A 22,160-nucleotide genomic window follows, 5' to 3' on the forward strand; every position below is an offset into this window, starting at 1 on the left:
ATTTCATTCATAATTCGATTTTCTCTTTTTTAAGGCGCAAACGTTTTCATTAATGAATGATAACAGATTCTATCTTAATTTAAAATAGCGCTTACAACTTTTGTTGTTATTTTTCTAAGAAAACATATGAAAATTACTAATATTGCTCCAATAAATGAAAACGTTTTATTTTTTTGTTTATTTTTTAAATCTATTAGTTTATAATGAACTCAAAGAAAACGTTTGCATAATTATTTCTAGGGGGAAATACCATGGCAGAACTGAAATTAGAAAACATTTATAAAATATATGATAATAACGTAACAGCTGTAACAGACTTCAATTTACACATTCAAGATAAAGAGTTTATCGTATTTGTCGGTCCTTCTGGATGCGGAAAATCTACAACATTACGAATGGTAGCTGGACTTGAAGATATTTCAAAAGGAGAGTTTTCAATTGATGGTAAGCTAATGAATGAGGTCCCTCCAAAAGATCGCGATATCGCAATGGTCTTCCAAAACTATGCTTTATATCCACATATGAGTGTGTATGATAATATGGCATTTGGATTAAAACTTAGAAAAATACCAAAAGATGAAATTGACCGTCGTGTGACAGATGCAGCAAAAATTTTAGGACTGGAACAATATTTAGATAGAAAACCGAAAGCGTTATCTGGTGGACAACGTCAACGTGTTGCATTAGGTAGAGCAATTGTTCGAGACGCGAAAGTTTTCTTAATGGATGAGCCTTTATCCAACTTAGACGCTAAATTACGTGTTGCAATGCGCTCAGAAATTTCTAAATTACACCATCGTCTTGGAACGACAACAATTTACGTAACGCATGATCAAACAGAAGCAATGACAATGGCTTCACGTCTCGTTGTTATGAAAGACGGAAAGATTCAACAAATCGGAACTCCAAAAGAAGTATATGAAACACCTGAAAATATTTTCGTTGGTGGATTTATTGGCTCTCCAGCGATGAATTTCTTCCGTGGTAAATTAACTGAAACCGATTTCGTTATAGATAATTCATTAAAAATCAAAGTAACTGAAGGAAAAATGAAGATGTTACGTGAACAAGGCTATGTAAATAAGGACATCGTTTTAGGTATTCGTCCTGAAGACATTCATGATGAACTATTATTTTTAGAAGCTTCACAATCTACTTCCTTCACAACAAAAATCGAAGTTGCTGAGTTACTAGGTGCTGAATCTATTTTATATATGAAACTTGGAGATCAAGATTTTGCAGCACGTGTTGATGCAAGACATACATTTTCACCTGGTGACCAAATTAAACTAGCATTTGATATGAATAAAGCGCATTTCTTTGACAGTCAAACTGAACAACGTATTCGTTAAAAAGGTTTTTCCTATATAACATACAAAAAAACCGTCCACATATTTTGAGGGCGGTTTTCATTATTATACTAGGGCTTCAACTGTATGAAATGATTGTCCTTTCGTGCTAATAATCCCGAATATCGGTAAATCACTTAGCACCACTTCTTCTTGCTGTTTCATAAAAGATGACGTTAATTGTTTTATCTCTATCCATACGTCATTAATACAAAGTACATTGGAATCGTTCTCTTGTTGGCGTGAAAAAATAGAATCTATTTTATATAAACCAGCATTTTGAAAAAGCATATCAATGCGACTGAATGCATTCAAAGTAATACTGATAACGCGTTGCCAATCTCCTTGCTTTCCCATATCATAGGATACAAAAAGTGCTTCTCCGCCTAGATTCGTAATTTCCTCCACTGTTGCTTGTCCACTTTCTTGATCAATGTCCGTCACAATTACTTTTGCGCCTTGTTTAGCCAACAAAAGAGCTGTATTACGTCCAATACCGATGCCGCCGCCAGTTACGATGGCAACTTTTCCTGCAAGCTTCATTTTCATTACCCCTTCTATAAGTCTTACCGTCATTCAGTATACTCCTTTATGAGATTAGTCTGCAAGCAAGAAAAGTTGTCCATCCGTATGTAAGCGATTACTCTTTTACTCCTTCTTTTTTCTTACTATTACGCTGATCGAAAACTAAACCGATGAAAATTAAAATCCCCCAAAAGATTACGCTACCTCCAGTCATTTCGATTTCCCCCTTATTATATAAAGATATTATTTCAATTATTATAACATTTTCTTAATTTTCAATCTATTAAATTCAAAAATGATATGGATTAACTTTTTCCTTATTATATATCCATTAAAATATATTTGTATAATAAAGAAAGACCTTCTTAGTTTATATATAAACTAAGAAGGTCTCTTTTTTGTTATACAAGACTTATTACTTTCGTTTTTGTAATTAAATCCTGAAAACCACAATTATCTTTGCGGAATAACATCATATATACGTTACATAATATCGGAATTCCAAGTAGTAATATGTTTGGTAATAACAATACAAAAAATCGTATCGTTAATGTTTGTAATGTTAACTTTTCATTCTTCAATGAAATTAATTTTATTCTCGTTACCTTTTTACCAAGTGTAACACCGTTCCAAATAAAGGGTAGCAAAATAAAATATATCGCCATTAATATAAAAACTACTGCAAGATCATATCTATAATCACCAAAACTAATATTAAAGCGATTAAAAATAGCACTATAATTTCCGGTCGTAATAGCTACTACTGCACCATACATAACCGAGATTAAAAACATGTCAATTAGGGAAGCACCTATGCGATTCATTACAAGCGCTGGACGATGCATCTTTAACTTCATTTTTATGTCGACTCCTTCATATCCTTCTTTACCCGTCTCATCGTACCACTTCTAAAAAACATTGTAAACTAGCGTTTCTCTTACTTTTCTTGTACAATGTGTTACAACAGCATTGTAAAGGAGGTTCCCATATTGAAAAAATGGATAATCCTATTCGTCGCATTCCTATTAGCCGGTTGTGCTGGAAATACAAATCATATAACTTATACGATTAACGATGAATACGAACTCATACGTACTTCTGGAAATGCATTTGAACTTTTCCCATCGCAAGATGCTGTATATGCCACACAATACATTCCTGCAAAAATTACAGACATTGCTTGGGATGATAAATACATTATTGCAAAACAAACCGAGGAAAAGTCAGATCCAAATAACCCTGACGCTGCAATTACAAACAAAAAAAGTGAGCATTATTGGATTATTGACGTAAAGCATAATAAACGTTTCGGCCCCTATAATGAAAAGCAATTTAATGAACAAAAAGATGCGTTTAAAATTAAGGTACCTTTTCAAAATGTAGATTCATACATAAAAGAACAGAAAAAACAGTCAGCATAATTTTTTAAGTGCTGACTGTTTTTTCTTACATGTTTTTAAAAATATTTTACTCAGAAAGTGAGATGTTAAAAGTTTGTGGCTCTTTTACAACATCTTGTGTTTCTATATCTCCTGCCACTACACCATCTGTTGTAAACTTAATATCCTTTACCTTTTCTTTTCCATCATCAAGTATTAAACCGACAATACCATCTCTTGTTTCACCAGGCTTATAGTCTTCTCTTGATACATTTTTCGTACCAACTAGCGTATCCTCGTCATATAAAAAGTTTTGAGTCGATACTTTAAAATGTTGCTTATCGTTAATCGCAACATCATTCATAGAGAAAAATTGCATATTTTTATTCCCACTATTTTCCACCTTATATGTAATTTCAACATAACGAATCGTATCACTAATCTCTGTTCCACTTAGCGATGCATATAATTCTGCATCTTCTTGACTTACTTTATCTCCTAATCTACGCTTTACTTCTTCAGGAGTTAATGCCGTATATACTTTTAATGTATTTTTTGCCTTTTCACTCATCTGTGATAAAGAGATTACTTTCACCTCTTGTACATGAATTTTCATTGGTGCTACTTCAAATGTTTGATTCACAGAATGAATCTGCTCTAACTTAAAAGTACCCCATCCTGCTTCTTTAACTTTTTGTCCTACTTTTTTCAACTCACGCCCACCATATTCTTTCGTCTCAGGAATAGATTCTTTCTTCTTCGGTTCAACTTTCTTTTCTTCTTGATGGAAGCAACCACTTAACATAAGAAGAAAACTACATAAAACAAAAATACTTTTCCATGCTTTCATCATTTAATTCTCCTAACACTATCATTCATTAATATAAAATTAGTCCCTAGCCTTGTAAACTATAGAAACAATAAGAAGTCCACAAAACGAACTTGTCAGTCCAGATACTATTATACCCCCTATTTGGAAAATATGAAAATAGGGATTTACGAACGCCTGAACGATAACTGTAATTGTTGCCACAATGATCGCCAAAACCCAATACTTCCTTTTTTCTGAAGCTATAATAATATCTTTCCCTGTTTCATCTTTATACTTCCATAGTACGTATAATAGTAATACTAAACCAACACATGTACTCCCGTGTTGTATATATTTATACACTGGAATACTATGTAATTCTCCTTGTAGAAATGGTATTTTCATAACGAAGTAGCCCGTGTTATGAGTAAACGCATACCAAATAAAGCGGAATAGCAAAATACAAAGAAATCCTTCCATGTATGAAGCCCCCACCTTTCATCTACTGCATATATATAGTAGCTAGCAAATGGTTTAGGTAAATGCGTTATAAACGGCTTTTTTAAAATGTAATGATATATGTATGCTAACAAAAATACGAGCGGTAAATTTAAATATACAAACCCAAGCCATGTATGGCCAATAACACCATACGGTCTAAAGTGTAAAAAATATTCAAATTCAGGCGCCATACTCCCTAATATAAGAACCGTTACTGAAATATATTGAGAATGCTTTTTCGCAAAAGGAAGAATTGCTGCTGAATGTGCAAATGTAAATGGCATGTTGTAACTCCTCTTCATATTTTCAATAGAATACCATCTATCATAACGAGAGAATTGATCTTGACGCAATATTTATTTTCACATTGGAATATGATAGTTTACATGTTATAATCCACATAAAATATTCAGAAAACAAGGAGGGGGTCTCGTGTCATTAACACTTGTCTTTTTTCTTGCTCTGTTTACCTTGTTTTTAAGTACATACATTGGATTTTTTCTATGGAAGCAGTTAAAGATTATAAAATATACACCCGCTCTCGTTGTCTTTATGAGCGTTCTTTTCATTTTTATATGGAAGAGGATGGATTTCGGCTGGGAGGGTCTCGTTTTTGGCGCGCTTCAATATACAATTCTAGCCGCAAGCTGTCTTACACTTGTATTTGCTGCCTTTTTAAAATCAAAATCCGTTATGAATTGAGGTTTATATATTGATTGACGTACCCTTTTTAAAAAATGTCACATTAAAAAAAGAAAATATCCCTAGTTTTTCCGTATATCCTTACTGTCTGCCTGCTATCCGAACATTACAATCGCTAGCTTTCCATCCAAATGTAACATTCATTATTGGAGAAAACGGAACTGGTAAATCAACATTACTCGAAGCGATTGCAATCGCTTTAGGTTTTAACGCAGAAGGTGGAACGAAAAACTTCCGCTTTAGTACAAACAATTCACATTCATCTTTACATGAATACCTTCGAATTTCCAAAAGTTTCAATACACCAAACGACGGTTTCTTTCTTCGCGCTGAATCATTTTATAACGTTGCTTCTTATATAGATGAAATAGATGCTATAAAATCTTACGGCGGCGTTTCACTACACGAACAATCACACGGTGAATCATTCTTCTCCTTATTTATGAATCGTTTTTCAGGACAAGGTTTATATATTTTAGATGAGCCTGAGGCCGCTTTATCACCGATGAGACAACTTTCTATGCTCATTCGAATGCACGAGCTAGCGGAACAAGGTTCACAATTTGTTATCGCGACGCATTCCCCTATTTTAATGGCTTATCCTGAATCCACTATATACTCTTTAACACAAGAAGGAATTCACGAATCCACATTAGAAGAAACCGAGCATTACCAAACGACGAAACTTTTCTTTGAAAATCGTGATCGATTATTCCATCATCTATTTGATTCGTAAAAAAAGAAGCAGCGATTGCTGCTTCTTTTTTATAGTGCTTCTATAAATAATGCTACCCCAATACCGCCGCCGACGCATAGAGAGGCAATTCCTTTTTCTAACCCGCGTCTCTTCAATTCATGAATTAAACTTACAGTGATACGAGCTCCTGTACAACCGATTGGGTGCCCAAGTCCTACACCACTACCGTTTACATTTACTTTCTCACGGTCTAAACCTAATTCTTTCTCTACAGCTAAGTATTGTGCAGCGAAAGCTTCATTAATTTCAAGTAAATCTGCATCTTCTAATGACCAATCTACTTTTTCTAATCCTTTACGAATTGCTGGTGCTGGTCCAATACCCATAATTTTTGGATCTACTCCAGCTACTGAATAGCCAACAATTCTAGCTAACGGTTGTAAGCCTTTTTCTTTCGCTTTTTCTTCGCTCATTAATACTAGAACCGCACTACCGTCATTCAGACCAGATGCATTCCCTGCCGTTACAGATCCATCTTTACGGAAAGCTGGTTTTAACCCTGCTAATTTTTCCGCTGTAATGTCAGCACGTGGATGTTCATCCTTCGAAAATACTACTTCTTTTCTACGTTCTTTTATTGTAATAGGAACAATTTGATCGTCAAAGTATCCAGACTCGATTGCCTTCAGTGCCAATGTATGACTGCGAAGCGCAACTTCATCTTGTTCCTCTCTTGTAATTTCATATTGTTCAACTAAATTTTCCGCTGTTTCCCCCATCATAATATGATGAATCGGATCTTCTAACACTTCCCACACCGTATCACGAATTTCTCCGTGTTGTAGGCGTTGTCCCCAGCGGTGTTGTTTCAATGCATAGGGGCTTGAACTCATTGCTTCTACTCCACCTGCAACAACAACTTCACTTACACCTAATTGAATTTGCATTGCAGCCGACATAATTGCTTGCATACCTGAAGAACATTGGCGTTGGATTGTATAGCCCGTAACTGTGTCAGGAAATCCTGCCGCTAATGCAGCCGTTCTCGCCGTATTTGCTTCATCAGTTCTTTGAATACAATGACCTAAAATCACTTCATCAACTTCGTGTGGTTCTACCCCGCCTCGTTTTACAGCTTCCTGAAGTACAGGAACAGCTAATTCTACTGGCGTTACATTTTTTAGCGCTCCCCCAAAAGTTCCAATTGGCGAACGAACTGCAGCTGTAATAACAACATTATGCATTTTGCACTTGCCCCTCTCTTATGTACCCTAGTCAGTTTTTAGGTGAAATTCCATAAGATGTATGTCTACACCTATCATACTATAAACATACTAAAAAATCAAAATATTTAATATAATAAAAATAGAAGGAATTAACCTTCTATTCTGTTAATGCATATAGGAATTTTTGTAAAATCTTCTCTGTTGTTTTATTCAAATTCGGTAACTTATCCACCGGAAAATATTGAAGCTGTAATCCTTCATGGTCAAGCCTTAATTCTCCACTCACATGATGCCCCTGATACAGATGAATGACATTAAAAATTTCATCTCCATTTGGATATTGGAAGTACACTTCTTTTCCAGAAAGAACCCCGATAAATTGCATAATTTTCGCATTTAGTCCCGTCTCTTCAAACAGTTCTCTGCGAGCAGTTTCTTCTGTCGTTTCGCCTAGCTCCATCGCTCCACCAGGTACACCCCAATCATATGTATCTGAACGATATTGAAGCAACACTTCTTGATTATCATTTAAGATAATAATTGCTGATCCTACTAGAATAAGCGGCCTTGTACCAACGACTTTTCGTAACTCTTCAATATACCCCAATATGTAAACTCTCCTTTCCTCACCCTTCCTTATCATAACAAAATTTTTCTCCTTTTGTTGATGTAATTTTAAAGAAAAAAAGGAAGCTTTCGCCTCCTTTTTTCACCTTTATTTCTTAAAACTTTCATATTTTACAGCTTCAAAAGCTTCTTCAATTTCATCATTACGATAATGGACATATGTAAAACGCCCTAGTTCTACTAATCTTGCTATTTCTTGTAACGCTTTATGCTGGTCATATGTTTCCTCCAGCTTAATATGTACATAAAATTTCATTAAAGGATGTTCATATAAAGGTTCTCCCACCTCTACATATACATCTTCCACCCCTTGTACAACTCTTACATAACTTGCAAATTGATAAAGAGCTTCTCTGTCTGAAACGATTTTTAATGTATACATATATTCTCCCCCTTTTCTTTACTATATCAAAAAGATGATCACACTACGTTATAGAACTATGAAATTTTTTCGACTTGTCATCTATATATTTAATAAAGAAGGCGTTTATCCATACATGACATCTTTTCCCCACATATATTATAGGAAGAACTTTTTTCAGTCGAGGTGTTCCTTATGGATCCATACGTCAATATATGTATTTGCATTACTCCCGGCGCCGATATTTCTGATGACCGCATCGCAAAAGATTTAGCTGTTGCAGAATCAATTTGGCACCCGATTACATTTCAAATTCAAGAAGTAATTATTTTAAATGAACTTTTCCGTTTTTCTGACCGTGAAATTAGTTATAAAAATTCTATTCAAAGTCAGGAAAAATTAGCATCCTTTTTCCAAACGTGTGTAAATGAAGCTCCTGAATGCGACCTTTACATTTGTTATATTGGCAGTGATTATTTCAAAGAAACAGCAGTAATTGCCTGCGCTTACTCTTTAGCAAAACAGCAACAACTTACAGGATATATCGTTTTAACAAACTCGGCTGCTCCTATGAAAAATATATATACGCTCGCTCATGAAATCGGTCATATTTTATTTACAAGACGTGTTCACGGAAAACTTACTCACGCAGATCCTCATTCCCCAACTGGCTCGGAGCACCATCCTTCTCCAACCAATCTTATGTATCCGATAGTCCCGCGCCCTGAAAATGTTCCTATTCAGTCTCTATTGACGAACGAACAAAAAACACTCTCTTTACAAAGCTCTTTATTGCAAAGAAAAAAACAGTAACGACTTTGTTACTGTTTAAAACAATATATTCCAATCAATAAACCAAATTCCGGCTGCAACGGATGCAAATATACAACTAAACATAAATACAATTACTCTAAAAATCTCTATATAATATTTCTTTGGAAATAATTTTTTGCATATCCAGAGCAGCCCTTTACCTATTAAGCCGAAGAACAAAACATAACCCGATGTATCATCTAATAAAGTATCGAAATAGTTATCGTGTACCTTTTTTGAAAAGGTAGTATATAGCCCCAAAATCGTTAAACCTAAAAATATAATAGACAATATACCTAGAAATATACTTTGCATGTTTGTTCTCCTCTTAATAAAAATTAGCATTCAACTAGTTTACACTTTTTCTCTCTTCAATTTTTAAAGACCATCTCATTAATCCATATATACTTCCATACATAAGTAAGATCTTTGCAATTCCCCAAAATACATTTCTTTCTTCCAAGTCTTTAAATAAGAACATAATCGCAAGAGGAACAATTAGTACCAAAACACCCATCCAACCAAGAACATATACTTCACCAATAAGAAGTAATAAAAATATAGTTACTGCTAATATATATGTCTGCATTGTCGACAATTGTAAAATTGGCGTCCCATACCATTTATTCATAAACATTAATAACACCAATAATAAAATAGGTATCATCACTATTATATAAATAATCCCAAACTCTACTAATTTACTTTTAAAAGAAGACATTCTAAACGCAACAATCGTTCCAATAATTGTAATAATTAAAACGATAGGATAACCAATTAACTGTACATTTGTTAACGTAAATTGTTGATTCGGATTTCCAAATAAAATATTTGTAAGTAACCAATATCCCCCTATTCCAATTATCATTCCTAAAATAGTCTTTACACTTCCGCTTTTATCCTTCTCCATCTCTTTCGCTAATTCTTCCGCATACTCTTTTGGTGAATCACCAAATATATCACTTACCGTCTTTCCCTCTTTCTCACCTTCTATTAAATGAAGCTCTGCATCTTCTAGAAAGGCGTCCACATCTTCTTCTTTAATTCCTTTTGTTATTAAATACACTTTCGTATCGATTAAAAACTTTTCCCCTTCTTTAGAAATCTTCATAATAATCCCTCCCTTATTAAACCGTTTCTCTTCTATTCGTCTTCATCATAATTTCAAGGAAAATTAAAATAAACAAACTTCCGTATAAACATATAATTTGAAATAACATTGGAACAAGGTCTTCCGATGTAAATTTTTTAAACAATAACATAGTAGAAAGTGGAATGATTAAATATAAGTTTTTAAACCATCCTTCAAAATATATATTGATCGCTACTGTGATGATAAAAATCCCACCAGCTAATATATAACTTTGCATTTCGGTGAATGTAAACATTTTGGTAGGATATTTTACATCTAATATCGTAACAACTCCTATTAAAAACATTGGCGCAATCATGACTAAAAACCACATAGAAAACCATGTTTTTGTAAAGCTTGTTACGAAGGTCATTTTACGAAGTAGAAAATTAGGCCCCATTACAGCTACGATCAATGTAAAGCTATAGCCAATGCACTGAATAAGTGAAATCTGTAGAATTCCGTTATTCACTATTAAGATAGAAGCAATAATCCAAAAAGATACGATATTCATTACTGTAAAACCAATTTGCTTCCACGTTTCTTGTCTATCTCTTTCCATCACTTTTACAAGTTCATTTGCATATTCTTTCGGTGAGCTTCCGAAAATATCTTCTACTCTTTTCCCATCACTTTCACCTTCTATTAAATGAAGTTCTGCGTCTTCGATAAAGCTCTCAATATCGCTTTCTTTCACACCCTTTGCGGTCAAAAATAATCTCATATCTAATAAAAACTTCCGTGCTTCATTTGATAACATTATTTTCTTCTCCCCTTCCCTTCAAGTAGACGTTCCACACTACTTTGCATCGCTTCCCAGCGATCCATAAATTCATCAAGTGCATCTTCACCTTTTTCTGTTAATGTATAATATTTTCGCTTTGGGCCAGATGGAGATTCCTTCATTACACTTGTTATTAATCCTTCCTTTTGCATCCGTATTAATAACGGATAAATACTTCCTTCACTTGCCATGGTAAAGCCATACTTCGCTAGCTTTTCACTCATTTCATAACCGTATATTTCACCTTCAGAAATAATAGCAAGTAAACATCCTTCTAAAATCCCTTTCAGCATTTGACTTGTCGACATAATTCAAATCCTCCCACTATCTTGTTTTACAAGATAGATAAGCGTAAGTATCTTGCTTTACAAAACAGTATAGCAGGGACTATTTTGTAAAGCAAGATAGCTAACAATATTTTTCCAAATGTTTGCAGGAATTTTATTATACCCTCTCTAAATAGAGCAATATGAAAACTTTATTATGAAGGAGTGTTTTTCATCATGGTTACAAATCGAGTTGTTTTTTTAACAGGCGCTGCAAGTGGTATTGGTTATGAAATGGGAAACGCTTTTGCAAAAGAAGGTGCAAAAGTTGTTATTACCGATCGTCTTGAAGAACGTGCAAAAGAAGCTGCTGAACAACTACAAAAAGAAGGCTATCAGGCTATCGGTTTAAAATGTGATGTTACATCTGAAGAAGAAATTACAGCTGCAATTTCTCAAACAGTTGATCATTTCGGTTCATTACATATATTAATTAATAACGCAGGAATGCAACACGTTTCACCAATTGAAGACTTTCCAACCGAAAAGTTCGAACTGCTTATTAAAATTATGCAAATCGCTCCTTTTATCGCAATTAAGCATGTCTTCCCAATCATGAAAAAACAAAAGTATGGCCGAATTATTAATGTCGCTTCCATTAATGGCCTCGTTGGATTTGCAGGAAAATCCGCCTACAATAGTGCCAAACATGGCGTAATTGGATTAACAAAAGTTGCTGCTTTAGAAGGCGCTACGCATGGTATTACTGTAAATGCTCTTTGTCCTGGTTATGTCGATACCCCTCTCGTCCGCAACCAACTACAAGACTTAGCCACGACTCGAAATGTACCACTTGAAAATGTTTTAGAAGAAGTCATTTATCCACTTGTGCCACAAAAACGCTTATTACAAGTACAAGAAATTGCTGATTATGCGATGTTTTTAGCGAGTGAAAAAGCGAAAGGTATAACCGGGCAAGCTGTTGTTATCGATGGTGGTTATACTGCTCAATAAAAATAAAGTTTGCTCACGAAGAGCAAACTTTATTTTTTATCGCGAGGATCGTCATGCTGTAGTAATTGCCGCGGCAACTTTTCTATTGCAACAATTACCCCATCTAATTTATTTTCAATCCGATGGAGTAAATATAATGTTACCACAATTGGAAACCCTACATTACCTATCATCTTAATCCACTCTTCCATCTTTTTCGCCTCCTTTCATTATATAAATAAGAGAAACGAACACATTTAGGCATAAAAAAACAAGCTATTATGTATTAGCTTGTTTTTTCAAACAATGATGCAATTTCTTGCTTATAATTTCCACGTATAATACCTTTCTCAGTAACAATACCTGTAATTAATTCATTCGGTGTTACGTCAAATGCAGGATTATAAACATCAGTTCCAATTGGTACCACCTGTTTCCCAAAAATTTTCGTAACTTCTGTTTCGTCTCTTTCTTCAATAACAATTTCAGAGCCTGTTTGTTTCGTTATATCAAATGTAGATAACGGAGCTGCAACGTAAAATGGAATATTGAAATACTTTGCTAATATAGCTAAATTCATTGTTCCGATTTTATTTGCTGTATCTCCATTTGCAACAATTCGGTCCGCTCCCACAATAATCGCGTTTACTTCTTTCGTTTGAATAGCATGAGCTGCCGTATTATCTGTAATAAGTGTTACATCAATATCTGCCTGTTTTAATTCCCACGTTGTTAAACGTCCGCCTTGTAAAACTGGTCTTGTTTCACACGCATACGCATGTAAACGTATACCTTTTTCTTTCCCAATATAAAACGGTGCTAATGCAGTACCATATTTAGCAGTTGCGATACTACCAGCATTACAAATTGTTAAAATGTTATCACCGTCTTTAAAACATGTTAATGCATGTTCTCCAATACTCCGGCATACCGCTCCATCTTCTTGCTGAATGAGAAGCGCTTCTTCTTCTAATATTTTTTGTGCTTCTTTTATTGTAGTAATTTCTCGAATAGATTCTCTCATACGATCGATTGCCCAAAATAAATTGACTGCTGTCGGGCGTGACGTTCCTAAATAATTACAATCTCTATTAAACTTCTTTTGAAATTCTTCAATATGTACAGTGTTATATTTTTTTGATGCAAGCGCCAAGCCAAATGCAGCTACAATTCCAATTGCAGGAGCTCCTCGTACTTCTAGCATGACAATACTTTTCCATACCTCTTCAATCGTCGTTAATGTTTTATATTCTGTGCTATGCGGCAACTTTGTTTGATTTAATACTGCAATAGCATCCCCTTTCCAACTTACAGACCTCGGAATAGTAACAATTGTGCTCATGCTTTTACCCCTCCAGAAACTGTCTGTTGAAATAGTGTTCGGAACAATTGAATATCAGCACTCTTGGATTCATATTTTATTAGTTCTTTACCTAAGGATAACGCTTTTTTCTTAGCTTGAATTCTCGTTTCTTTATTTGTTATTTCATCTAAATCAGCTACATGCGCTAGGCCAATTGTTCTACGGATAAGCTCACATCCAGCAAATCCAACAGCATCCGTAAAAATATTTTGCAAAATAATTGGTAACCATTGTTTTTCTTTCGTATATGCTTCTACACCTTCTCCAATCCATAACCTCGTAAAAGTTTCTACAAAATAACTCCATGTCTTCTCTATATGGAAAAATAGTACACTTCTCTGTTCTTCTTCTCTAGATAAAGCATTTAATAATAGATTTGCAATAAATTGACCGATGTCAAATCCAAATGGACCATACGTTGCAAATTCTGGATCAATTACTTTCGTTTCAGAAGGTGATGAAAAAATACTACCTGTATGTAAATCCCCATGAATAAGTGCTTCTTTTTTCGTTAAAAACTTATATTTATATTGCGCTACTTTTAGTTTTAAAGTTTTATCACTCCAAAGTTCATCAACAGCCAATTGTAACTCCGGCTCATAATCATTCGTATCGTAATGACCAAACGGATCTGTAAACACCAAATCTTCTGTAATTTTGCAAAGGTCTGGGTTTACAAATGTACCTTCTAGTACCCTTTTCTCTTCTGACTGTAAACCAAAATCTGAAGTATAAAATAAAACATGCGCTAGAAAACGACCGATATGTTGGGATAAAAGTGGATACTCTTCTCCATCTATTAATCCTTTTCTTGTAATTGTTAGTCTTGATAAGTCTTCAATTACTGTTATTGCTAACTCTTCATCATGACTGTGCACTAACGGAACATAATCCGGTATATACTTTGCAAAAATTTGTAATGCCTTGCTTTCAATCGTCGCTCTTTTTATAGACAATGGCCAGCTCTCACCAACCACTTTCGCATATGGCAGTGCCTGTTTTATTATAATAGACTTCTCTCCATCATCTAATTTAAACACATAATTTAAATTTCCATCTCCAATTTCATGACAAACTACATTTGCTTTCTTTTCAAAATAACCGCGTGCTTTCGCATATTGTATAGCTGTTGTTTCAGTTAATGAATAATATCCCATCGTCTTCTCCCCCTTTTTTTAATTCAGAGGTTTTTCTGACGTAGAAAAACCTCTTTCCACTAAGAAAGAGGTTTGAAGTTTATCTTCTCCCCTCTTATCTGCCAGAAAGTTTTACTTTCTGCTGGAATTAGCACCGTGCCTTTTGGCGTAAATAGACGCCCCATTTCACAATGGTATTACGGTCGGTTGCTGGGCTTCATCGGGCCAAATCCCTCCACCTGCTCTTGATAAGAGTTGTATAATTTTTTGAATTTTTAACTTTATGTTGAAGACTATACCAAGAATAAAAATCACTTGTCAACATTTTATTTGTATAATTCTGGACGACGATCTGCAAAAACTGGAATTCCTTTCCGTACTTCTTTAATTTTCTCCAATGTAAGCTCTCCAAATAAAATTGATTCTTCTTCATTCGCTTCTACAACAACTTCGCCCCAAGGGTCGACAATTAAAGAATGACCGGCAAACTCATTATTCGGATCCTTTCCTGCCCTATTACATGCAATAACATAACACTGATTTTCAACTGCTCTTGCTTGCAATAGCAAACGCCAATGTGCTAAACGAACTAATGGCCATTCTGCTACAACAAATAACACTTTTGCACCTTTAGCAGTATGAACGCGCATCCACTCCGGAAAACGAATATCATAACAAATTGTGCCAGCGCACTCTACATCATCTAACTTAAATTCACCTGTACTATTTCCAGCGATTAAATATTTATGCTCATCCATAAGCTGAAATAAATGCACTTTACTATATTCATTGACTAGTTCTCCTTTATTCGTTACAACATACATTGTATTTGTAACACCTTGTTCTGTTTGCTTTGCTATAGAACCACCAACAATATGTACACCATATTGTTTCGACCATTCTATCAACTTTTCTTTCGTTTCCAATCCATCCCTATCTGCAATTTCAGAAAGTCTCGTTAAATCATAACCTGTTGTCCATAGTTCTGGTAAGACGATAACATCTGGTCTTTCCTTCATTGCTTCGCTTATTTTATTCTTAGCATTCTCAATATTTTTTTCTACATCTCCAAAGACAATATCCATTTGAATACATGCGACTTTCATTTTTTCAGCCCCATTCTCATTTTTTTCTTTACAAAATACTGGAAAGATTATATCATTTGTCACTAGAATTGTAACAACTTTCAAAAGAGGTGGAAAGTATGAAATCATTTCAACCTTCTGAGATAGTAACATCATTGCCAACACAATTTTTCGCTTCACTTGTTGCAAAAGTTAACAAAGTCGTAGCAGCTGGTCACGATGTTATTAATCTAGGTCAAGGTAATCCAGATCAACCAACACCGCAGCATATCGTAAAAGCTTTGCAAGATGCTGCAGAAAAGACCGTTCATCATAAATATCCGCCATTTCGCGGACATGAAAGCTTAAAAGAAGCCGTGGCAACATTCTATCAACGTGAATATGATGTAGTAGTAAATCCAAAAACGGAAGTTGCTATATTGTTTGGTGGAAAGGCCGGATTAGTAGAATTACCAGTTTGTTTTACAAACCCTGGTGATACTATTCTCGTTCCAGATCCAGGCTATCCAGATTATTTATCAGGAGTTGCTTTAGCAAAAGCACAATTTGAAATAATGCCGCTTATTGCAGAAAATAATTTTTTACCAGATTATACGAAAATTGATGACTCTATCGCCGAGCGTGCAAAATTAATGTTTTTAAACTATCCAAATAATCCTACAGGTGCTACTGCATCAAAAGATTTTTTTGATGAAACTATTCATTTTGCTAATAAACACAATATATTAGTTGTTCATGATTTTGCTTACGGTGCTATTGGGTTCGATGGTCAAAAGCCTGTTAGTTTCTTACAAGCAGACGGTGCCAAAGATACAGGAATCGAAATTTACACATTATCGAAAACTTTCAATATGGCTGGCTGGCGCATCGCTTTTGCTGTAGGTAATGAAAGTGTGATTGAAACAATTAACTTATTACAAGATCATATGTATGTTAGTATTTTTGGTGCAGTTCAAGATGCTGCCCGCGAAGCACTATTAAGTTCACAGTCTTGCGTAGTAGATCTTGTAAATAGTTACGAATCCCGGAGAAACGCTCTTATTTCAGCTTGTCACTCAATTGGTTGGAAGGTAGACATTCCAACCGGATCATTCTTTGCATGGCTTCCTGTACCGGAAGGTTATACATCCGAGCAATTTTCTGATATTTTACTAGAAAAAGCACACGTCGCAGTTGCTCCTGGTGTTGGATTTGGTGAGCATGGCGAAGGGTATGTCCGCGTTGGTCTCTTGCATACAGAAGATAGATTACGAGAAGCCATTAATCGAATTGATAAATTAAATTTTTTCAAAAAGCCATTGACAACATAAAAAATATCTGACAAAATTCAGTTATCTTAAAAATTTAAACATTTCTAAATACTTCTTATCAAGAGCAGGTGGAGGGACGAGCCCGACGAAACCCGGCAACCGATCTACAATTGTAGACACGGTGCTAATTCTCGCAGCATTATGCTGACAGATAAGGAGCTGGTTGTAAAAAAACCTCTCCTTAGCTGAGAGGTTTTTTTATTTAACTAGGAGGTTATAACAATGAGCGGAATAATAGCGACGTATTTAATCCATGATGATTCACATAACTTAGAAAAAAAGGCCGAGCAAATTGCACTCGGATTAACAATTGGCTCTTGGACTCATTTACCAAACTTATTACAAGAACAATTAAAACAGCATAAAGGCAATGTCATTCATGTTGAGGAATTAGCTGAACATGAACATACCAATTCGTATTTACGAAAAAAAGTAAAACGTGGGATTATTAAAATCGAATATCCATTATTAAACTTCAGTCCAGATTTACCAGCGATTTTAACGACTACATTCGGAAAGCTATCACTTGATGGCGAAGTGAAATTAATTGACTTAACTTTTTCAGACGAGTTAAAAAAACATTTTCCTGGTCCAAAATTCGGGATAGATGGTATTCGAAACCTTTTACAAGTGCATGAGCGTCCCCTGTTAATGAGTATTTTTAAAGGAATGATTGGACGAAATATTGGGTATTTAAAAACGCAATTACGCGATCAAGCCATTGGTGGTGTAGATATAGTAAAAGATGATGAAATATTATTTGAGAATACATTAACACCTCTTACGAAACGCATTGTATCGGGAAAAGAAGTTTTACAATCCGTATATGAAACATACGGACATAAAACGTTATATGCCGTAAATTTAACAGGACGAACTTTTGATTTAAAAGAAAATGCGAAACGTGCAGTGCAAGCTGGGGCTGATATTCTATTATTTAACGTATTTGCTTACGGACTAGATGCACTACAATCACTTGCAGAAGATGATGAAATCCCAGTTCCTATTATGGCACATCCTGCTGTAAGTGGTGCTTATTCAGCATCCAAGTTATATGGAGTTTCATCTCCATTATTACTCGGAAAGCTACTACGTTATGCTGGGGCTGATTTTTCATTATTCCCATCTCCATACGGAAATGTTGCTCTAGAAAAAGAGGAAGCTCTTGCTATTTCAAAATATTTAACTGAAGACGATGCATTTTTCAAGAAGAGCTTTTCTGTTCCGTCGGCTGGTATTCATCCTGGTTTCGTTCCCTTTATTCTACGAGATTTCGGTAAAGATGTTGTTATTAATGCTGGTGGCGGAATACACGGACATCCAAATGGGGCGCAGGGCGGCGGTAAAGCTTTCCGTGCTGCAATTGATGCTACTTTGCAAAATAAACCACTCCATGAAGTAGATGACATAAATTTGCATAGTGCACTACAAATATGGGGAAATCCCTCTCATGAGGTGAAATTATGAGTATTCAAGTATTTTGTGATTTTGATGGGACGATTACAAATAATGATAACATTATGTCCATTATGGAAAAATTCGCACCACTAGAAGCCGAAGAAGTAAAGAATAGAATTTTATCACAAGAGCTATCTATTCAAGAAGGTGTTTCTCAATTATTTCAATTAATACCTACTAATCTGCATGATGATATTATTCAATTTTTAATAGAAACTGCTAAAATCCGTAGTGGTTTTCATGAATTTATACAATTTGTAAATGAAAATAATATTTCTTTTTACGTTATATCAGGTGGAATGGATTTCTTCGTCTATCCACTCTTACAAGGACACATTCCAAAAGAGCAAATTTACTGTAATGAAACAGACTTTTCAAGTGAATACATTACCGTTAAGTGGCCTCATCCTTGTGACCATCATTGTCAAAATCATTGCGGATTATGCAAATCATCTTTAATCCGTAAATTAAGTGATACGAATGACTTCCATATTGTGATTGGAGATTCAATTACTGATTTACAAGCCGCAAAACAAGCGGATAAAGTATTTGCCCGTGACTTCCTTATTACGAAGTGTGAAGAGAATCATATTGCTTATACACCTTTTGAAACATTTCACGATGTTCAAACTGCATTAAAACATTTGTTGGAGGTGAAATTATGAAACAACTGTTTCGTCAATGGTTTGACTTAAGCGAGATAAAAAAAGAATTAACTACACGAAATTGGTTTCCAGCAACGAGTGGTAATATTTCTATAAAGGTTAGTCATGAACCACTTACTTTTCTTATTACAGCAAGTGGTAAAGATAAAACAAAAACTACTCCAGATGATTTTCTATTAGTAGATCATCTAGGGGTTCCCGTATTAGAGACTGAATTACGCCCTTCAGCAGAAACAATATTGCATACGCATATTTATAACAATACGAATGCTGGATGTGTACTTCATGTTCATACAACTGATAATAATGTCATCACAAATTTATATAGTGATGCCGTTACCCTTCAAAATCAAGAAATTATTAAAGCTCTTGATATTTGGGAAGAAGGTGCAACAATTCACATTCCTATTATCGAAAACCATGCCCATATCCCAACGCTTGGAGAAAACTTCCGAAAGCATATACAAGGAGATTCGGGAGCAATATTAATCCGTAACCACGGTATTACCGTATGGGGCCGAGATAGCTTTGATGCAAAGAAAAGATTAGAAGCTTATGAGTTTTTATTCCAATTTCATATAAAACTATTATCAATTCAAGGAGGCGTTTCTAATGGCGCAAATTCGTATTCATGAAGTAAATACTCGCATTGAAAATGGGGTGGAAGTATCAAAATTTCTACAAGAGGAAGGCGTTTTATATGAGAAGTGGAATATTTCTAAGCTTCCTCCTCATTTAAATGAAAATTATTCGTTAACAGATGAAAACAAGGCTGAAATATTAGCTGTGTTTTCAAAAGAAATTGCTGATGTTTCAGCACGTCGAGGTTATAAAGCGCATGATGTAATTTCACTTTCAAATAGCACGCCTAACCTTGACGAATTATTAATTAACTTCCAAAAAGAACACCATCATACTGATGATGAAGTTCGCTTTATTGTTAGTGGGCATGGCATCTTTGCCATTGAAGGAAAAGATGGAAAATTCTTTGATGTTGAACTTGAGCCAGGTGATCTCATATCTGTTCCTGAAAATGCAAGACATTATTTTACCTTGCAAGATGATCGCCAAGTTGTAGCTATTCGTATTTTTGTGACAACTGAAGGCTGGGTTCCAATTTATTAAGGTAGTTAGTTGAATAAAAGGACTTGGACCCCCTTTTCCAACCTTTTATTCACTCTACATATATACATCCTCCTATGGAACAGGCTTATTTCAAAAATGAAATAAGCCTGATTTTTTATTTTCTCAAACGTATAAATCCATCCGTTCATAAACAATCTTCTCCTTCTAGTTTTCAAGTGTCTTTCTTAACAATTTTTGAACATTTATTGAACTTTTTTTGAATTTTTTCTGAAAATTCTGTTTTGTATATGATATACTACAATTAACTAAGAAGGAAGAGAATATCGCAAACAGAGGGGGATAATCATGAGTTTACTTATCGCACTTATACTAGGGGTTACGTGTGGAGCACTTCCTGTTATTCTAGGAGCTATTATGGAAGAGTTAGAAGTTGGCGTTTTAGGTTTTGTCGCATCTTGTGTAAGCGCTTTATTTTTTGGTTTATTCGGTGCTATTCCTGTTTCAATTCTGTGTGCATTTTATATAATACGGCATGCTCGTGCAAAACAATTTGGTCCTAATCACATCGCGCAAGTTATTCCATTCCCAATTGAACGATGCCGCCGTGCTTCTAGCTTATAATTATAAAATTAAATATACTTAAATAAATAAAAGTCCTCAAATGAGGACTTTTATTTATTTTCTTCTAGAAATTGAAACAATTCTTGTAAATGTAGGACATCTTCACTATAGCTAACAGATACGTGACATATACCGTCAATCTCTGCTTGCATATAAAGGTCAACTCCATCTCGATCGTATTTCAATGCCAAATAAAACTCCATTTCTTCTAGCATCTTTTTTGAAGCTCGAATAACGTAATGCCCTTTCTCATCTCTTCCGTATTCGAATTCCGGTTCAAAATCATATTTTTGTTTAAAAGCTTCTTTTTGTTTTTCATTAATTTGTATACAAGTTGCTCTCTGTACAGCATCAATCATCTCATCAAATTTTTGAAGATTCATCTCATTTACCCCCTATGTATTTTTTGTATAACACTTGTGTTCCGCTACTCTCTTCCCCATCTTTTATTAGCTCTTCATACAATTCCTTCGCCAAACTTAAACCTGGTACTGGTAATTGCAATTTTTCAGCCTCATCTAAAGCAATCTTCATATCTTTCATAAAATGCTTTACATAAAACCCTGGTTCAAAATCCCCCTTTAACATTCGAGGAGCTAAATTACTCAATGACCAGCTACCTGCTGCCCCCGTTGAAATACTCTCTAATACTTTATCTGGATCTAGACCAGCTTTTTTCGCATAAGCAACAGCTTCACATACCCCAATCATATTAGAAGCAATCGCAATTTGATTGCACATTTTTGTATGTTGTCCACTTCCAGCTGGTCCTTGCAACTGAATGTTTGTTCCTAGTTTTTCGAATAACGGTAAACATTTTTCATATATTTCTTTCTCGCCACCGACCATAATTGCGAGTCTTGCTTCTTTCGCACCAACGTCTCCTCCTGATACAGGCGCATCTAACGTATATACATTCTTACTTTTCCCAGTTTCATTAATACGTTTTGCCAATGTTGGTGTAGATGTCGTGAAATCAATTGCTATCGTGCCTTCATTTGCATTCTCCAAAATTCCATCTATTCCAAAGTACACTTCTTCTACATCATGTGGATATCCAACCATAGTCATTACAACATCAACTTGCTTTACTAACTCTTTCGGTGTATCGCACCAATTTGCACCATCTTGCACTAAAGAGTCTGTCTTCGCTTTCGTTCTATTATATACATATACTTTATGACCGTTTTGCATTAAATTACGCACCATACTTTTTCCCATTACACCAATACCGATGAAACCAATTGATACATTTTTATGTTCCATTTTC

29 protein-coding genes, 1 pseudogene and 2 riboswitches are annotated in these 22,160 nt (G+C 34.9%); of the genes and pseudogenes, 12 read left to right on the forward strand and 18 right to left on the reverse strand.

Annotated elements, in window-relative coordinates; translation table 11 throughout:
* The first annotated feature begins 251 nt into the window (after positions 1–251).
* Positions 252–1,352, forward strand: coding sequence for an ABC transporter ATP-binding protein (locus DN390_RS10620; RefSeq protein WP_060632107.1), 1,101 nt, complete (start codon positions 252–254; stop codon positions 1,350–1,352).
* 63 nt (positions 1,353–1,415) lie between these two features.
* Here DN390_RS10620 and DN390_RS10625 read toward each other — a convergent pair whose 3' ends face one another.
* From DN390_RS10625 to DN390_RS10635, 3 genes are all read right to left on the reverse strand, one after another.
* Positions 1,416–1,925, reverse strand: coding sequence for an SDR family NAD(P)-dependent oxidoreductase (locus DN390_RS10625; RefSeq protein WP_060632108.1), 510 nt, complete (start codon positions 1,923–1,925; stop codon positions 1,416–1,418).
* Between the two features lie 64 nt (positions 1,926–1,989).
* Positions 1,990–2,088: a flagellar motor protein gene (locus tag DN390_RS10630; protein ID WP_097950693.1), complete on the reverse strand. Its 99-nt coding sequence runs from the start codon at positions 2,086–2,088 to the stop codon at positions 1,990–1,992.
* A gap of 187 nt (positions 2,089–2,275) precedes the next feature.
* Positions 2,276–2,731, reverse strand: coding sequence for an RDD family protein (locus DN390_RS10635; protein WP_147807306.1), 456 nt, complete (start codon positions 2,729–2,731; stop codon positions 2,276–2,278).
* Between the two features lie 132 nt (positions 2,732–2,863).
* On the opposite strand from DN390_RS10635, the gene DN390_RS10640 reads away from it, so the two are divergent.
* Complete coding sequence (locus tag DN390_RS10640) at positions 2,864–3,295, forward strand: DUF3997 domain-containing protein (RefSeq protein ID WP_060632111.1); 432 nt, start codon at positions 2,864–2,866, stop codon at positions 3,293–3,295.
* Positions 3,296–3,341: 46 nt separating this feature from the next.
* Here DN390_RS10640 and DN390_RS10645 read toward each other — a convergent pair whose 3' ends face one another.
* Together DN390_RS10645 and DN390_RS10650 are read right to left on the reverse strand one after the other, a co-directional pair.
* A complete protein-coding gene (locus DN390_RS10645; protein WP_147807307.1) occupies positions 3,342–4,106 on the reverse strand; it encodes a hypothetical protein in 765 nt (254 codons plus the stop codon).
* A gap of 36 nt (positions 4,107–4,142) precedes the next feature.
* Positions 4,143–4,849: pseudogene (locus tag DN390_RS10650) on the reverse strand (DUF4184 family protein).
* Positions 4,850–4,997: 148 nt separating this feature from the next.
* Here DN390_RS10650 and DN390_RS10655 point away from each other — a divergent pair.
* Together DN390_RS10655 and DN390_RS10660 are read left to right on the forward strand one after the other, a co-directional pair.
* The gene (locus tag DN390_RS10655; protein WP_147807393.1) at positions 4,998–5,267 is read left to right on the forward strand and encodes a hypothetical protein; all 270 of its coding nucleotides are present in this window, start codon (positions 4,998–5,000) and stop codon (positions 5,265–5,267) included.
* A gap of 10 nt (positions 5,268–5,277) precedes the next feature.
* Complete coding sequence (locus DN390_RS10660; protein WP_147807308.1) at positions 5,278–6,003, forward strand: AAA family ATPase; 726 nt, start codon at positions 5,278–5,280, stop codon at positions 6,001–6,003.
* Between the two features lie 29 nt (positions 6,004–6,032).
* On the opposite strand, the gene DN390_RS10665 is transcribed toward DN390_RS10660, so the two are convergent.
* The 3 genes from DN390_RS10665 to DN390_RS10675 form a co-directional block, all read right to left on the reverse strand.
* On the reverse strand, positions 6,033–7,208 hold the full coding sequence (locus DN390_RS10665; RefSeq protein ID WP_000552083.1) for an acetyl-CoA C-acetyltransferase: 1,176 nt from the start codon (positions 7,206–7,208) through the stop codon (positions 6,033–6,035).
* Between the two features lie 139 nt (positions 7,209–7,347).
* A complete protein-coding gene (locus DN390_RS10670; protein ID WP_000540524.1) occupies positions 7,348–7,797 on the reverse strand; it encodes an NUDIX hydrolase in 450 nt (149 codons plus the stop codon).
* A gap of 108 nt (positions 7,798–7,905) precedes the next feature.
* On the reverse strand, positions 7,906–8,199 hold the full coding sequence (locus DN390_RS10675; RefSeq protein ID WP_029439797.1) for a DUF3928 family protein: 294 nt from the start codon (positions 8,197–8,199) through the stop codon (positions 7,906–7,908).
* Between the two features lie 174 nt (positions 8,200–8,373).
* Here DN390_RS10675 and DN390_RS10680 point away from each other — a divergent pair, with 174 nt between their 5' ends.
* The gene (locus DN390_RS10680; RefSeq protein ID WP_029439798.1) at positions 8,374–8,991 is read left to right on the forward strand and encodes an ImmA/IrrE family metallo-endopeptidase; all 618 of its coding nucleotides are present in this window, start codon (positions 8,374–8,376) and stop codon (positions 8,989–8,991) included.
* Between the two features lie 15 nt (positions 8,992–9,006).
* Here DN390_RS10680 and DN390_RS10685 read toward each other — a convergent pair whose 3' ends face one another.
* The 4 genes from DN390_RS10685 to DN390_RS10700 are packed head-to-tail and all read right to left on the reverse strand — an operon-like array spanning position 9,007 to position 11,215.
* Complete coding sequence (locus DN390_RS10685) at positions 9,007–9,306, reverse strand: DNA-binding protein (RefSeq protein ID WP_147807309.1); 300 nt, start codon at positions 9,304–9,306, stop codon at positions 9,007–9,009.
* Between the two features lie 34 nt (positions 9,307–9,340).
* A complete protein-coding gene (locus DN390_RS10690; RefSeq protein WP_060632118.1) occupies positions 9,341–10,102 on the reverse strand; it encodes a DUF1129 domain-containing protein in 762 nt (253 codons plus the stop codon).
* A 16-nt stretch (positions 10,103–10,118) separates the two neighbouring features.
* Positions 10,119–10,883: a DUF1129 domain-containing protein gene (locus DN390_RS10695; RefSeq protein WP_147807310.1), complete on the reverse strand. Its 765-nt coding sequence runs from the start codon at positions 10,881–10,883 to the stop codon at positions 10,119–10,121.
* Complete coding sequence (locus DN390_RS10700; RefSeq protein ID WP_098544006.1) at positions 10,883–11,215, reverse strand: PadR family transcriptional regulator; 333 nt, start codon at positions 11,213–11,215, stop codon at positions 10,883–10,885. The genes DN390_RS10695 and DN390_RS10700 overlap by 1 nt, the downstream gene beginning before the upstream one ends.
* A gap of 195 nt (positions 11,216–11,410) precedes the next feature.
* Between DN390_RS10700 and DN390_RS10705 the strand changes: the two genes are divergently transcribed.
* Positions 11,411–12,187 (forward strand): 3-hydroxybutyrate dehydrogenase, encoded by a 777-nt coding sequence (locus tag DN390_RS10705; protein ID WP_147807311.1) that lies wholly within the window; start codon positions 11,411–11,413, stop codon positions 12,185–12,187.
* A gap of 29 nt (positions 12,188–12,216) precedes the next feature.
* Here DN390_RS10705 and DN390_RS10710 read toward each other — a convergent pair whose 3' ends face one another.
* The 4 genes from DN390_RS10710 to DN390_RS10725 all read right to left on the reverse strand — a co-directional run bounded on the left by DN390_RS10710 (position 12,217) and on the right by DN390_RS10725 (position 15,855).
* Positions 12,217–12,378 (reverse strand): YvrJ family protein, encoded by a 162-nt coding sequence (locus tag DN390_RS10710; protein WP_147807312.1) that lies wholly within the window; start codon positions 12,376–12,378, stop codon positions 12,217–12,219.
* A gap of 74 nt (positions 12,379–12,452) precedes the next feature.
* Positions 12,453–13,508 carry an S-methyl-5-thioribose-1-phosphate isomerase gene (mtnA, locus tag DN390_RS10715; protein ID WP_147807313.1) on the reverse strand — a complete coding sequence of 352 codons (1,056 nt, stop codon included), beginning with the start codon at positions 13,506–13,508 and terminating at the stop codon, positions 12,453–12,455.
* Entirely contained in the window at positions 13,505–14,686 is a 1,182-nt protein-coding gene (gene mtnK / locus DN390_RS10720) for an S-methyl-5-thioribose kinase (protein WP_147807314.1), read from the reverse strand. Before mtnK ends, mtnA begins: the two co-directional genes overlap by 4 nt.
* A gap of 91 nt (positions 14,687–14,777) precedes the next feature.
* A riboswitch (SAM riboswitch) is annotated at positions 14,778–14,920 on the reverse strand.
* Positions 14,921–14,991: 71 nt separating this feature from the next.
* A complete protein-coding gene (locus DN390_RS10725; RefSeq protein ID WP_147807394.1) occupies positions 14,992–15,855 on the reverse strand; it encodes a carbon-nitrogen family hydrolase in 864 nt (287 codons plus the stop codon).
* Between the two features lie 14 nt (positions 15,856–15,869).
* On the opposite strand from DN390_RS10725, the gene DN390_RS10730 reads away from it, so the two are divergent.
* The 6 genes from DN390_RS10730 (at position 15,870) to DN390_RS10755 (ending at position 20,890) form a co-directional block, all read left to right on the forward strand.
* Positions 15,870–17,060: a pyridoxal phosphate-dependent aminotransferase gene (locus DN390_RS10730; protein WP_097950681.1), complete on the forward strand. Its 1,191-nt coding sequence runs from the start codon at positions 15,870–15,872 to the stop codon at positions 17,058–17,060.
* A gap of 52 nt (positions 17,061–17,112) precedes the next feature.
* Positions 17,113–17,218, forward strand: a riboswitch (SAM riboswitch).
* Positions 17,219–17,282: 64 nt separating this feature from the next.
* Entirely contained in the window at positions 17,283–18,527 is a 1,245-nt protein-coding gene (gene mtnW / locus DN390_RS10735) for a 2,3-diketo-5-methylthiopentyl-1-phosphate enolase (RefSeq protein ID WP_147807315.1), read from the forward strand.
* Positions 18,524–19,183, forward strand: coding sequence for a 2-hydroxy-3-keto-5-methylthiopentenyl-1-phosphate phosphatase (mtnX, locus tag DN390_RS10740; protein WP_147807316.1), 660 nt, complete (start codon positions 18,524–18,526; stop codon positions 19,181–19,183). Before mtnW ends, mtnX begins: the two co-directional genes overlap by 4 nt.
* The gene (locus tag DN390_RS10745; protein ID WP_097950678.1) at positions 19,180–19,818 is read left to right on the forward strand and encodes a methylthioribulose 1-phosphate dehydratase; all 639 of its coding nucleotides are present in this window, start codon (positions 19,180–19,182) and stop codon (positions 19,816–19,818) included. The genes mtnX and DN390_RS10745 overlap by 4 nt, the downstream gene beginning before the upstream one ends.
* Complete coding sequence (locus tag DN390_RS10750; RefSeq protein WP_147807317.1) at positions 19,796–20,308, forward strand: 1,2-dihydroxy-3-keto-5-methylthiopentene dioxygenase; 513 nt, start codon at positions 19,796–19,798, stop codon at positions 20,306–20,308. Before DN390_RS10745 ends, DN390_RS10750 begins: the two co-directional genes overlap by 23 nt.
* 306 nt (positions 20,309–20,614) lie before the next feature.
* A complete protein-coding gene (locus tag DN390_RS10755; protein ID WP_060632128.1) occupies positions 20,615–20,890 on the forward strand; it encodes a hypothetical protein in 276 nt (91 codons plus the stop codon).
* Between the two features lie 50 nt (positions 20,891–20,940).
* Here the strand turns inward: DN390_RS10755 and DN390_RS10760 are convergent, their stop codons facing one another.
* Positions 20,941–21,273 (reverse strand): DUF3909 family protein, encoded by a 333-nt coding sequence (locus DN390_RS10760; protein WP_060632129.1) that lies wholly within the window; start codon positions 21,271–21,273, stop codon positions 20,941–20,943.
* 1 nt (position 21,274) lies between these two features.
* Entirely contained in the window at positions 21,275–22,156 is an 882-nt protein-coding gene (locus DN390_RS10765) for an NAD(P)-dependent oxidoreductase (RefSeq protein WP_147807318.1), read from the reverse strand.
* Between the last annotated feature and the right edge of the window lie 4 nt (positions 22,157–22,160).

The organism is Bacillus sp. SH7-1 (genome assembly GCF_008042405.1).
Classification (GTDB): domain Bacteria; phylum Bacillota; class Bacilli; order Bacillales; family Bacillaceae_G; genus Bacillus_A; species Bacillus_A thuringiensis_N.